This window comes from Pseudomonas sp. P97.38 (genome assembly GCF_001269745.1).
Classification (GTDB): domain Bacteria; phylum Pseudomonadota; class Gammaproteobacteria; order Pseudomonadales; family Pseudomonadaceae; genus Aquipseudomonas; species Aquipseudomonas chlororaphis_E.
This window is the reverse complement of sequence record NZ_LHVJ01000035.1, coordinates 96,207-109,070: the sequence shown is the minus strand read 5'-3', so window position 1 is coordinate 109,070 and position 12,864 is coordinate 96,207. Positions and strand designations below refer to the sequence as shown.

11 protein-coding genes are annotated in these 12,864 nt (G+C 62.8%); 8 read left to right on the top strand and 3 right to left on the bottom strand.

Annotation, left to right across the window (positions count from 1 at the left end):
- Nucleotides 1-134 precede the first annotated feature (134 nt).
- A complete protein-coding gene (locus tag AD664_RS26500; protein ID WP_042732675.1) occupies nucleotides 135-1,094 on the top strand; it encodes a GlxA family transcriptional regulator in 960 nt (319 codons plus the stop codon).
- A 68-nt stretch (nucleotides 1,095-1,162) separates the two neighbouring features.
- Nucleotides 1,163-2,338 carry an AAA family ATPase gene (locus AD664_RS26495; RefSeq protein WP_053151535.1) on the top strand — a complete coding sequence of 392 codons (1,176 nt, stop codon included), beginning with the start codon at nucleotides 1,163-1,165 and terminating at the stop codon, nucleotides 2,336-2,338.
- Between the two features lie 142 nt (nucleotides 2,339-2,480).
- Here AD664_RS26495 and AD664_RS26490 read toward each other — a convergent pair whose 3' ends face one another.
- The 3 genes from AD664_RS26490 to AD664_RS26480 form a co-directional block, all read right to left on the bottom strand.
- On the bottom strand, nucleotides 2,481-2,897 hold the full coding sequence (locus AD664_RS26490) for a DUF3010 family protein (protein WP_053151532.1): 417 nt from the start codon (nucleotides 2,895-2,897) through the stop codon (nucleotides 2,481-2,483).
- Between the two features lie 74 nt (nucleotides 2,898-2,971).
- The gene (locus AD664_RS26485; protein WP_053151530.1) at nucleotides 2,972-3,748 is read right to left on the bottom strand and encodes a hypothetical protein; all 777 of its coding nucleotides are present in this window, start codon (nucleotides 3,746-3,748) and stop codon (nucleotides 2,972-2,974) included.
- Between the two features lie 221 nt (nucleotides 3,749-3,969).
- Nucleotides 3,970-4,371 carry a lysozyme inhibitor LprI family protein gene (locus AD664_RS26480; protein ID WP_053151527.1) on the bottom strand — a complete coding sequence of 134 codons (402 nt, stop codon included), beginning with the start codon at nucleotides 4,369-4,371 and terminating at the stop codon, nucleotides 3,970-3,972.
- A 236-nt stretch (nucleotides 4,372-4,607) separates the two neighbouring features.
- Here AD664_RS26480 and AD664_RS26475 point away from each other — a divergent pair, with 236 nt between their 5' ends.
- From AD664_RS26475 to AD664_RS26450, 6 genes are all read left to right on the top strand, one after another.
- Complete coding sequence (locus tag AD664_RS26475; protein ID WP_053151524.1) at nucleotides 4,608-5,585, top strand: dipeptidase; 978 nt, start codon at nucleotides 4,608-4,610, stop codon at nucleotides 5,583-5,585.
- Between the two features lie 212 nt (nucleotides 5,586-5,797).
- Complete coding sequence (locus tag AD664_RS26470; RefSeq protein WP_030139308.1) at nucleotides 5,798-6,328, top strand: DUF5943 domain-containing protein; 531 nt, start codon at nucleotides 5,798-5,800, stop codon at nucleotides 6,326-6,328.
- A 15-nt stretch (nucleotides 6,329-6,343) separates the two neighbouring features.
- The gene (gene dgcA, locus AD664_RS26465) at nucleotides 6,344-8,404 is read left to right on the top strand and encodes a dimethylglycine demethylation protein DgcA (protein WP_042732529.1); all 2,061 of its coding nucleotides are present in this window, start codon (nucleotides 6,344-6,346) and stop codon (nucleotides 8,402-8,404) included.
- 108 nt (nucleotides 8,405-8,512) lie between these two features.
- Nucleotides 8,513-10,462, top strand: coding sequence for a dimethylglycine demethylation protein DgcB (dgcB, locus tag AD664_RS26460; protein ID WP_053151520.1), 1,950 nt, complete (start codon nucleotides 8,513-8,515; stop codon nucleotides 10,460-10,462).
- Nucleotides 10,462-11,682 (top strand): electron transfer flavoprotein subunit alpha/FixB family protein, encoded by a 1,221-nt coding sequence (locus AD664_RS26455; RefSeq protein WP_053151517.1) that lies wholly within the window; start codon nucleotides 10,462-10,464, stop codon nucleotides 11,680-11,682. The genes dgcB and AD664_RS26455 overlap by 1 nt, the downstream gene beginning before the upstream one ends.
- 15 nt (nucleotides 11,683-11,697) lie before the next feature.
- Nucleotides 11,698-12,468, top strand: coding sequence for an electron transfer flavoprotein subunit beta (locus AD664_RS26450; RefSeq protein ID WP_053151514.1), 771 nt, complete (start codon nucleotides 11,698-11,700; stop codon nucleotides 12,466-12,468).
- Nucleotides 12,469-12,864 lie beyond the last annotated feature (396 nt).

The following is a 12,864-nucleotide window of genomic DNA, read 5'->3' as shown; positions in this document are numbered from 1 at the left end:
CGGCGTCTGTGCGCCGGTGATGCCACGTTACGTAGCTGGTCGTTGCGCAAAGCGCCCTGCGGCGACGTGCTCTTGCACTGCGGCGACCTGTGGCGTATCAAGGTGCCACGCTACCCGCCAACCGAGTGCGCGCCATGTCCCAGGATTTCTACTTTTTGTTGATGCCGGGTTTCTCGGCCATCGGTTTCATTTCGGCCATCGAGCCGCTGCGGGTGGCCAATCGCTTTCGCGGCGGGCTGTACCGCTGGCACGTATTGAGTGTCGATGGTGGGCCGGTGCTGGCGAGCAATGGCATGTCGGTCAACGCCGATGCGGCACTGGAACCCCTGAAGAAAGGCGCAACCCTCTGGGTGGTGGCGGGGTTCGAGCCGCTGAAGTTCTCCACGCCGGCACTGGAGCGCTGGCTGCATCGCCTGGACAAGGACGGCGTGACCCTGGGCGGCATCGACACCGGCAGCGTGGTTCTCGCCGAGGCGGGGTTGCTGGACGGGCATCGGGTGACCTTGCACTGGGAGGCGATCGAGGCGTTCAAGGAGTCTTATCCTCACCTTGGGGTGACCCAGGAACTGTTCGAGATCGACCGCCGCCGCATCACCTGCGCGGGCGGCACCGCTTCGATTGACCTGATGCTCGACCTGATCGGCCAGGCCCACGGCGCGGCACTGGCGATCCAGGTAAGCGAGCAATTCGTGCTCGGTCGCATCCGTCCGCGCAAAGACCACCAGCGCATGGAAATCGCCAGCCGCTACGGCATTCGCAACAAGAAACTGGTGCAGGTCATCGGGGAGATGGAAACCCACAGCGAACCGCCCTTGAGCACCCTGGCGCTGGCGCAATCGATCAGCGTGACGCGACGCCAGCTCGAACGCCTGTTCCGCCTGCACCTGAACGACACCCCGAGCAATTTCTACCTGCGCCTGCGCCTGGAGAAGGCCCGGCAACTGCTGCGCCAGACCGACATGAGCGTGCTGGAAGTGAGCATTGCCTGCGGGTTTGAATCACCGTCGTACTTTACCCGCAGCTATCGGGCCCGGTTCGAACGCTGTCCGCGGGAGGATCGGCGACGGCAGGGGGACGGACGGGAGGTGGTTTGACAGGTTTTTATACTTAATTATACTCGCGACTATAAATTATACCTGTCGCCATAAATGAGTATAAAACCATGTCCAAGCCCACTGGTTTTGTCTTCCGGCGCCCCGATCTGGCCCGCAGCATTGTCGATGGGCTGGTGGGGGCCGGGATTCAGGACTACACCTCTGGCCTGTTCCTGGCGGCGCCTAGACGCACCGGAAAAAGCACCTTCTTGCGTGAAGACTTGATTCCCGAATGTGAAACCCGTGGCTGGCTGGCGGTCTACGTCGATCTATGGGCCAACAAGCAGAAGGACCCTGCCGATCTGATTGCCTCGGCTATCGCTGCGGCATTGGTGCCTTATGAAAAGGGTATCCGTAAGCTTGCCAAGTCCATGGGCATCGACAAACTCAGTTTCTTGCGCACGCTGTCCTGGGATTTCAGCCGGCCGCAACTGCCTGACGGCGCAACGCTGACCCAGGCGCTGGAGTTGTTGCATCGTGCCGCTGGTAAAACCGTGGTGTTGGTGATCGACGAAGCCCAGCACGCGCTGACCACCGAAGCCGGGGTCAATGTGATGTTCGCGCTCAAGGCCGCTCGTGACCAGCTCAACCAGGGCCGTGAGGATGATGCCAGTGGCCTTCGCCTGGTGTTTACGGGGTCCAATCGAGACAAGCTGGCTCATCTGGTACTCAGCCGCAATCAGCCTTTCTACGGCTCCGGTATCACGTCTTTCCCGTTGTTGGGCAAGGAGTTCACCAAGGCCTACGCTGCCCATTTGAACGCGCATCTGGCCCAGACCAACCAATTCAATGCCGACGAGCTCGATCAAGCGTTTGAGTTGGTCGGACGTCGCCCTGAAATGTTGCGTGCCGTCATCGGCGAAATTGCCTTGGAATTGGGTGAGGCGAGCCATCTGGGCGAGTTGCTGCGCAGCAGCGCCGAAATGCTGCGTGCCGGTGTCTGGACCGAGTTTGAAAGCGCCTGGAACGCGCTGACGGTGCCCCAACGCGCCGTTCTCCAGGTCATGGCCGAGCGCTCGCAAAACAACGAACCCTTTGCGCCCTTTACGGATGCGACGCTGGAGGCCGTGGGCAAGGTGCTTGCGAGTATGGGAAGCGAGGTTGTGCCAGGCACCCAGACCATCCAATCCTGCATCGACGCGCTTCGTGAAAAGGAATTGGTATGGAAGTCCAATCGCGGTGGCTACGCATTGGAGGACAAAGCGTTTGCCGATTGGTTGAAGGGGTATCGCAAGCGGCAGTGAACCTGATACTTACCGGCCATACCTGTGGCGAGGGCGCTTGCTCCCGCTGGACTGCGTAGCAGGCCCTAAAAGCAGGGCCGCTTCGCGCCCCAGCGGGAGCAAGCTCCCTCGCCACGGGGGGTGTTTCGTCTGAGAGATTGGCTTACTTCTTCACCAGCGCCGCACACGCCGCCTTATACGCCTCATGCTGGTACTTGTTCAGCGTCGCCGGCAAAGCGAAGTCATGCTTCTTGCTCTGCGCATTGATGGTCTGCGGCGACAGCAGCGTCACGTCGCAGCCTTCCAGCAGCTGGAAAACCCCTTCGATCTTGAACGTGGTTGGTCCGCCGGCGAACTCGCCTTTCTTGCTGCGCTTTTTGATGGCGATGCGTTCGATAGCGTTCTCCAGCACAAACGCCCGGACCTGAGCAGCGAACGCCTTGACGTTGGCAGCCTCGTCATCGTCGTCCAGGGTGATTTTCTTGGTAGTGAGCGATACGTGGCTCAAGACCTGTTGATCCAGCGAGGCAACGGCGATGATCGCTTCGCTGCCTTTGATTTCAATGCCGCAGATAACCATTCGAGCCTTCGGGATTTGGGTATGAGGCCCAAGTCTATCTGCATCGAAGCCGGGGACGTGGTGATTTTGTCGGCTCAGTCCATGGTCTTGCGCAAGTCCAGCATGATCTTGTCGAAGTAATCGACCCGAATGATGCCGAAGCGGGGGTACTCGAAGTCCAGGATCACATACAGCACGCCAACCATGACCGCCGCATAACCCAGGCTGTGCAGCCATTTGCGTTGGGCTGTCCCGGCCATGCCGTAGCCGATCAGCACGGCGCTGATCAGGGCCATGGTCACCAGCATCAGGTAGATGATCAGGGGAGGATGGGTCTCGTGGGCCACGGCGCGGGTGGTGGTGATGTCGATCATCTCATTCTGCGCTTGCAGCACGCTGGTTCCCAACGTCGGGGTGGGCATCTTTTGCAGGGCGCCGATCGTGCTTTTCCAGATGGTCTGCTGCAAGACATTGGCTCGGTCATGGGCCGCCTCGTCGACCTGATCCTCGCGCAGATCACGGTAATACTCGATCCGGGCGTCGACATAGTCTCGGAACGCCCGGCGCACGGCGGATTGCTCGCTGGCCGGCAGCAGATCCAGGCGCAGCCAGGCGGTGCCCATGGCGTTGGTTTCGGCAACGATCAACGCTCGCCGTTGATCCAGGCGCGAGGCGGCGCCGGAGAAAGTGAACGCAATCAACAGCGCCAACAGGCCGAACACCGCGCCTTCAATGGCTCCGATGCCCTGGCGGGCACCCTCGGGATCCCGGGCCAGATGGCGATTGCCGATCCGGCGACCGACCTCGATGCCCAGCACGATGGCGATGAAAATGGCCAGGCCGTAGAAGGGCAGGACGGTAAGAGCATGCATGAGAGAATCCCCGCAAAGCGAAGCGTGGCGTCATCCTAGGATCCTCGTTGTGATCCGCCTACTGTCAGAGTTGACAGTAGGCGGTGGTTGAGTCGCCCTTCTGCAAGACGACGTGCAGCTACAGCTCAATCTGATCGGCATGAACTCCCGAGACGTCTGGCAGCAATCTCAGAAGCGGCTTAACGGCCTTTCTGGTCCTGCATTTGGTCTCGCTGCGCCCATCACTCCTGCCCAATCGACTCCAGAAACTCCGACCGATCGTCGCTCACCTGGGCCATGCAGTCGTTTTCGGCAATCTTGTAGGCCTCGCTGCCGGGTTTGGCCGGGAAAGCGGCGATGGCGCAGTCGGCGTCCCGCTGTTTTTGCCACAGTTGCTGGGCGGCCTTGATCTTGGCGGTGATATCGCTCAGTAGGGCCTTGTCGCTGGCGTAGCGGGTTTGCAGGCGCTCGTTGAGGCTCTGCAGGTTTTCGCTCAGCAACTGTTCGGCGGCGTTTTTGCCATAGGCCGAGCAGGCGAGGGTCTGGACGTCGTTTTCGACGGCGTCGCAGGGGTTCTGTTCGGTGTCTTCAGTCGCGTGGGCGACGGTGCTGATCAGTGCCAAAGCCAGGAAGATTGATTTCATTGCGTTGCCGCTCGAGTCCGGTGAAAGCCAGTGATGCCGCGGATTCTGGCGCAAGCGTCGGCTAAAGAACAGACGGGCAGGGTGGGCCTGCCGCGGCCCAATGTCGGTGATTGACGCTTTCGGCAATTCCCCTGTCGTTTTTGCACCCGGTCGCCGCGGCCCTCAGGCATATGCTGGCCCCAAAGCGCCGGCACACGATTCGGCGCATGAATCGCTGACAAAAAGGGGACTGCCTGATGAGCCCAGCCGAATTGCACGCCGACAGCATCGTTATCGACGGGCTGATCATTGCCAAGTGGAACCGCGACCTGTTCGAAGACATGCGCAAGGGCGGCCTGACCGCAGCCAACTGCACCGTGTCGGTGTGGGAAGGTTTCCAGGCCACCGTCAACAACATCGTCGCCAGCCAGAAACTGATCCGCGAGAACAGCGACCTGGTGATCCCGGTGAAGACCACCGCCGACATCCGTCGCGCCAAGGAACAGGGCAAGACCGGCATCATCTTCGGTTTCCAGAACGCCCACGCCTTCGAAGACCAGCTCGGCTATGTCGAGATCTTCAAGCAGCTCGGCGTCGGCGTGGTACAGATGTGCTACAACACCCAGAACCTGGTGGGCACCGGCTGCTACGAGCGTGATGGCGGCCTGTCGGGCTTCGGTCGCGAGATCGTGGCCGAGATGAACCGGGTGGGCATCATGTGCGACCTGTCCCATGTCGGTTCCAAGACATCCGAGGAAGTCATCCTCGAATCGAAGAAGCCGGTCTGCTACTCCCACTGCCTGCCGTCCGGCCTCAAAGAGCACCCGCGCAACAAGTCCGATGAAGAGCTGAAGTTCATCGCCGACCACGGTGGCTTCGTGGGCGTGACCATGTTCGCGCCGTTCCTGGCCAAGGGCATCGACTCGACCATCGACGATTATGCCGAAGCCATCGAATACACCATGAACATCGTCGGTGAAGACGCCATCGGCATCGGCACCGACTTCACCCAGGGCCATGACCAGGCGTTCTTCGAGATGCTGACCCACGACAAGGGCTACGCCCGTCGTCTGACCAGCTTCGGCAAGATCATCAACCCCCTGGGCATCCGCACCGTGGGCGAGTTCCCGAACCTCACCGAGACGCTGCTCAAGCGCGGTCACTCCGAGCGGGTGGTGCGCAAGATCATGGGTGAGAACTGGGTGAACGTCCTGAAAGACGTCTGGGGCGAGTGAATACCTCTGGAGCCTGCTGCGCTCGCCGATAGCTGCGTCAGGTCCTCGCGCCAAGCTCGCCGTACATGCGTACTGCCTCGCTTGTCGCGCCGGTCCTTCCTTGCTCTCGACGTGCTCGCTACGGCTTCAAAGGCATTCACGCAGCTTTTTTATAAGAGCAAAAGCAAACGCTTCGCTCAGTAATGATCACGAATTTCCGGAGTCAAGTTTCAATGGCCAAAATCGCCCCCCAACTGCCTATCGAAGTCGACAGCGAAACCGGTGTCTGGACCTCCGACGCCCTGCCGATGCTCTATGTGCCGCGCCACTTCTTCGTCAACAACCACATGGGGATCGAGGAAGTCCTGGGCGCCGACGCCTACGCCGAGATTCTCTACAAGGCCGGCTACAAGTCCGCCTGGCACTGGTGTGAGAAAGAAGCCGAATGCCACGGCCTGGAAGGCGTCGCGGTGTTCGAGCACTACATGAAGCGCCTGTCGCAGCGCGGCTGGGGCCTGTTCAAGATCCAGGATATCGACCTGGACAAAGGCACGGCCAGCGTCAAGCTCGAACACTCGGCGTTCGTCTACGTGTACGGCAAGGTCGGGCGCAAGGTCGACTACATGTTCACCGGCTGGTTCGCCGGCGCCATGGACCAGATCCTCGCCGCCCGTGGCAGTTCGATCCGCACCGTGGCCGAGCAGGTCTACGGCGGTTCCGAAGAAGGCCACGACGACGGCCTGTTCATCGTCAAGCCGTTGTAAGTCGAGGATTGCGCCATGGCTTTTGAAGCAATGTTCCAGCCGATCCAGATCGGCAAGCTGACCATCCGCAACCGCGTGCTCAGCACCGCTCACGCCGAGGTCTACGCCACCGACGGCGGGATGACCACCGACCGGTACGTGAAGTATTACGAAGAGAAGGCCAAGGGCGGCATCGGCCTGGCGATCTGCGGTGGCTCCTCGGTGGTGGCCATCGACAGCCCGCAGGAATGGTGGAGCTCGGTGAACCTGTCCACCGACCGCATCATCCCGCACTTCCAGAACCTGGCCGACGCCATGCACAAGCATGGCGCCAAGATCATGATCCAGATTACCCACATGGGCCGTCGCTCGCGTTGGGACGGCTTCAACTGGCCGACCCTGATGTCGCCGTCCGGTGTGCGTGAGCCGGTGCACCGTGCCACCTGCAAGACCATCGAGCCGGAGGAAATCTGGCGGGTGATCGGTAACTACGCCCAGGCCGCGCGCCGGGCCAAGGCCGGTGGCCTGGACGGTGTCGAGCTGTCGGCCGTGCACCAGCACATGATCGACCAGTTCTGGAGCCCGCGAGTCAACAAGCGTACCGACGAGTGGGGCGGCAGCTTCGAAGGCCGCATGAAATTCGGTCTTGAAGTACTCAAGGCCGTGCGCGCCGAAGTGGGCGACGACTTCTGCGTGGGCATGCGCCTGTGCGGTGACGAGTTCCACCCGGACGGCCTGTCCCACGAGGACATGAAGCAGATCGCCAAGTACTACGACGACACCGGCATGCTGGACTTCATCGGCGTCGTGGGCTCGGGTTGCGACACCCACAACACCCTGGCCAACGTTATCCCGAACATGAGTTATCCACCGGAGCCGTTCCTGCACCTGGCCGCCGGTATCAAGGAAGTGGTCAAGGTTCCGGTGCTGCACGCGCAGAACATCAAGGACCCGAACCAGGCCACGCGGATCCTGGAGGGCGGCTACGTCGACATGGTCGGCATGACCCGTGCCCACATCGCCGACCCGCACCTGATCGCCAAGATCAAGATGGGCCAGGTCGACCAGATCAAGCAGTGCGTCGGCGCCAACTATTGCATCGACCGCCAGTACCAGGGCTTGGACGTGCTGTGCATCCAGAACGCCGCGACGTCCCGTGAATACATGGGCGTGCCGCACATCATCGAGAAATCCACCGGGCCGAAACGCAAGGTGGTGGTTGTCGGTGCAGGCCCCGCGGGCATGGAAGCGGCGCGCGTGGCGGCTGAACGTGGCCATGACGTGACCCTGTTCGAGAAGAAGGAATTCATCGGCGGGCAGATCACCACCGCCTCCAAAGCCCCGCAGCGGGACCAGATCGCCGGTATCACCCGCTGGTTCCAACTGGAGCTGGCGCGGCTGAAAGTCGACCTGCGCCTGGGCGTGGCGGCTGACGCGGCGACCATCATGGACCTGCGTCCGGACGTGGTGGTGCTGGCCGTCGGCGGGCATCCGAACGTGGAGCAGAATGAGCACTGGGGCGCCGCCGAAGGGCTGGTGGTCAGCAGCTGGGACGTGCTCGACGGCAAGGTCGCGCCGGGCAAGAACGTGCTGGTCTACGACACCATCTGCGAGTTCACCGGCATGTCGGTGGCCGACTTCCTCGCCGACAAGGGCAGCCAGGTCGAGATCGTCACCGATGACATCAAGCCGGGCGTGGCCATTGGCGGGACGTCGTTCCCCACCTACTACCGCAGCATGTACCCCAAGGAAGTGATCATGACCGGGGACATGATGCTCGAGAAGGTCTACCGCGAAGGCGACAAGCTGGTGGCGGTGCTGGAGAACGAGTACACCGGCGCCAAGGAAGAACGCGTGGTGGACCAGGTGGTGGTGGAGAACGGCGTGCGGCCGGACGAAGAAATCTACTACGCGCTGAAGGAAGGTTCGCGCAACAAGGGCCAGATCGACGTCGAAGCCCTGTTCGCGATCAAGCCCCAGCCGTGCCTGGAACAGAGCGGCGATGGCTACCTGCTGTTCCGTATCGGCGACTGCGTGGCCCAGCGTAATACCCACGCCGCCATCTACGACGCGCTTCGGCTCTGTAAGGATTTTTGACGGCGCAGCTGCAAGCGGCAAGCTACAAGCTACAAGTAAAAGCACGGCCTCCGCTGCTCTTCCTTGCAGCTTGCAGCTCGCAGCTCGCACCTCGCAGAGGTGACTCTGATGCTAAACACCCTTCTTCCCATCCTGCTGTTCGCAGCCCTGGGCCTGGCGGTCCTTGGCGCCTTGCGGCGGGTGAACATGTGGCGCCGGGGACGACCGTCCAAGGTTGACCTGATCGGCGGTCTCTTCGCCATGCCCAAGCGCTACATGGTGGACCTGCACCACGTGGTGGCGCGGGACAAATACATCGCCAACACCCACGTCGCCACGGCCGGTGGTGCGGTGGCGTCGATCGTGCTGGCGATCCTGGTGCACGGTTTCGGCCTGCATAACCGTTTCCTGGGCTATGCGCTGCTGCTGATGACGGCGGTGATGTTCGTCGGCGCGATCTTCGTCTACCTGCGTCGTCGCAACCCGCCGGCACGGCTGTCGAAAGGCCCGTGGATGCGCCTGCCGAAGAGCCTGCTGGCATTCTCGGTGTCGTTCTTCCTGGTGACCCTGCCGGTGGCGGGCATCCTGCCGGAAAACTTCGGCGGCTGGGTACTGGCGGCGATCCTCGGGCTCGGTGTGTTGTGGGGCGTCTCGGAGCTGTTCTTCGGCATGACCTGGGGCGGCCCGATGAAGCACGCCTTCGCCGGTGCCCTGCACCTGGCCTGGCACCGTCGCGCCGAACGCTTTGGCGGCGGCCGCTCCACCGGCCTGAAACCGCTGGACTTGAATGACCCGGCGGCGCCGTTGGGGGTGGAGAAACCCAAGGACTTCACCTGGAACCAGTTGCTTGGCTTCGACGCCTGCGTGCAGTGCGGTAAATGCGAAGCCGCGTGCCCGGCCTTTGCCGCCGGCCAGCCGCTGAACCCGAAAAAACTCATCCAGGACATGGTCGTTGGCCTGGCGGGTGGCACCGATGCGAAGTTCGCCGGCAGCCCGTATCCGGGCAAGCCGGTGGGCGAGCACGGCGGTAATCCGCACCAGCCGATCGTCAATGGCCTGGTGGACGCCGAGACGCTGTGGTCGTGCACCACCTGCCGTGCCTGCGTCGAGGAGTGCCCGATGATGATCGAGCACGTCGATGCCATCGTCGACATGCGCCGGCACCTGACCCTGGAAAAAGGCGCCACCCCGAACAAGGGCGCCGAGGTACTGGAAAACCTCATCGCCACCGACAACCCTGGCGGCTTCGCTCCGGGCGGGCGGATGAACTGGGCGGCGGACTTGAACCTGAACCTGCTCAGCGAGAAGAAATCCACCGACGTGCTCTTCTGGGTCGGCGACGGCGCCTTCGACATGCGCAACCAGCGTACCCTGCGTGCGTTCGTCAAAGTGCTCAAGGCGGCGAAGATCGATTTTGCCGTGCTCGGCCTCGAAGAACGCGACAGCGGTGACGTGGCCCGGCGCCTGGGTGATGAAGCGACGTTCCAGCTGTTGGCCAAGCGCAACATCCAGACCCTGGCCAAATACAGCTTCAACCGCATCGTCACTTGCGACCCTCACAGCTTCCACGTGCTGAAAAACGAGTACGGTGCCTTCGATGGCAACTACCTGGTGCAGCACCACAGCACTTACCTGGCGGAGATCATCGGCGCTGGCGCCCTCAATCTCGGCCAGCACAAGGGTGACAGTGTGACGTACCACGACCCGTGCTACCTGGGTCGCTACAACGGCGAGTACGAGGCCCCGCGCCAGGTGCTGCGCGCACTGGGCATCGAGGTTAAGGAAATGCAGCGTTCCGGTTTCCGATCGCGTTGCTGCGGCGGTGGCGGCGGGGCGCCGATCACCGACATCCCGGGCAAGCAACGGATTCCTGACATGCGCATGGAAGACATCCGCGAAACCGGTGCCGAGCTGGTGGCGGTGGGTTGTCCACAGTGCACGGCGATGCTGGAAGGCGTGGTCGAGCCGCGGCCGATGATCAAGGACATCGCCGAACTGGTGGCCGATGCCCTGCTTGAAGACGTGGCGTCGGGTAAAACCGCGGCCCCGGCCAAACGTGAACCTGCGGAGGTGCATTAATGAGCGACATCATCCGCCGCGACCCTCGCGCCGAGTGGATCGCCCGCAACCGCCTGCACCCGCTGCACGCGGCCATGCAGCCGGTGCAACACAGCTGGATGGGCCCTAACGGGGTCATCCGCAAGCATGTCCACGGCGTGGGCTTCATTGGCCCCAACGGCATCAAGCGTATCGACCGCAGCGGCGCCCAGCAGGGCGGCGCGACCAAGCGCGCCGCGGCCACTGAAGTGCAATTGCCGCTGCATCAGGTGACGCAACCGGCGTTCTACATCAGCGTGGTGCCGGACATGGTCGGGGGCCGTCTCAGCGCCCACGACCGGGACTTGCTCGGCCTGGCCCATCAACTGGCCGGCAGCGACGGCGCGGTGCTGGCGGTGGTCTTTGGCGAGCACAAGGAAACCACCTTCGCCACGGCCGGCGTCGACCGTTTGCTGGTGCTCGAAGGCGAAGCCTTCAATGGTTATGCACCGGAGCAACGGGTGCAGGGCCTGCGGGCTGTGGATAACCAATTCAGCCCTCGTCACTGGTTGCTGCCGGACAGCCGCAGCGGCGGTGGCGAACTGGGCCGGCGCTTTGCCGCCGCGTTGGGTGAGCGCCCGGCCACGCGGGTCTGGCAGGTCAAGGGCGAGGAGTGCATCGGCCGCGCCGGTGCCGGCCTGCAAGACCTGGCCCGACCCTTGGCACGCTTGATCCTCGCCGCCGCCGAATGCGCCGAACCGGTCAGCGAGACCCGTCATGAAGCGCTGCCGGTGGAGTTATCCACAAGCGTGGCCCGCAGCCTGTCGCGCATCGAAGACCTGGGTGCGGTGGCGGTGGACCCGGGGGCGATTCCGATGGCCGAAGCCGAATTCATTTTCTCCGGCGGCAACGGGGTCAAGGACTGGGCGCTTTTCCACCAGACCGCGGCGGCCCTGGGCGCCACCGAGGGTGCTTCGCGGGTGGCAGTGGACGATGGCTTCATGGCGCGGGACCGCCAGGTGGGCGCCAGTGGCACCTGGGTCACCGCGCGGGTCTATGTGGCCGTGGGAATTTCCGGGGCGATCCAGCACCTGCAAGGCATCGGTGCCTGCGACAAGGTGGTAGCGATCAACCTCGACCCGGGCTGCGACATGATCAAGCGGGCGGACCTGTCGGTGATTGGTGACAGCGCGGCGATTCTCAAGGCCCTGATCGCGGCGGTAGAGGCCTACCGCAACGAAGCCAGGCGCGATGCGGCTTAAGCTAAGGATTCAACCATGAGTACTCAAGTGATCAGCCTCGTCTCCATCGGTGCCCACCCGACCTCCGGCCGGCCCCGTCGCGCCGAACAGGACGCCCGCGCCGTGGAACTGGGCCTGCAACTGGCTGGCAACGACCTGCAAGTGCTGCACGCCGGCGACGTGGCCGAGCCGGCCCTGCGCGCCTACCTGGGCATGGGCCTGGACGAACTCCACGTCCTGGACAACCCCGAGGGCGCCGACGCGCTGCCGGCCCTGACCGACTACCTGCGCGATGCCGGCGCCCAAGTGGTGCTCACCGGCAGCCAGGCGGAAACCGGCGAAGGCTCCGGGATGTTGCCATTCCTGCTGGCGGAAAACCTCGGCTGGCCGCTGGTGGTCGGGCTGGCCCAGGTCGAATCCATCGACAGCGGCGTTGCCTTGGTGCTGCAGGCCTTGCCTCGCGGGCAACGGCGCCGCTTGAAAGTGCGCCTGCCGTTCCTGGCGACTGTGGATAACGCCGCGCCCAAGCCTCGGCAGAGCGCCTACGGCCCTGCGCGACGGGGTGTCCTGCACGCCGAAGAGGTCGAAGTGGTCGATGACGCCTTGCTGGCGGTGGCGATCCTGCAACCGGCCAAGCCACGCCCCAAACGCCTGAAAGTCATCAAGGCCAAGAGCGGCGCCGACCGCATGAAAGCCGCCACGGCCAAGGCCAGCGGCGGAGGCGGGCAAGTGCTCAAGGGCGTCAGCCCGGAAGCGGGCGCCGAGGCGATTCTCAAGTTGCTGGTCGAAGAAGGGGTCGTCCGCTAAGGCGGAAACGACCCTACTCCCCCTGTGGGTGCGAGCCTGCTCGCGAGGGCTGTGTGTCAGGCGACAGGGTTGTCGCGGGATACCGCTTTCGCTTGCCGGTTCGCTCTCACAGTCATTTAGCTACGGTTACTCACAATCCCTGTGCGTCCACTTGTGGATAACCTGTTCGCCCATCGCCACACCCCACGCCAATCAAGCCTTTCCAGCCTGCGATCAAAAAATGATCAGCCTAACTCACGGTTTTTATTGGCTTTTCCTGTTACCTCAGGGCATATGAGTGTCCACAATTGCCCCCAATCTCTGTTGGTGCTTCTGTGGATAAGATGTTCGCTATCGCCTGCAAGCCAGGCGCAGCGTGCCTTTCATGCAATTGATCATTAAATAATCAATTGCGTT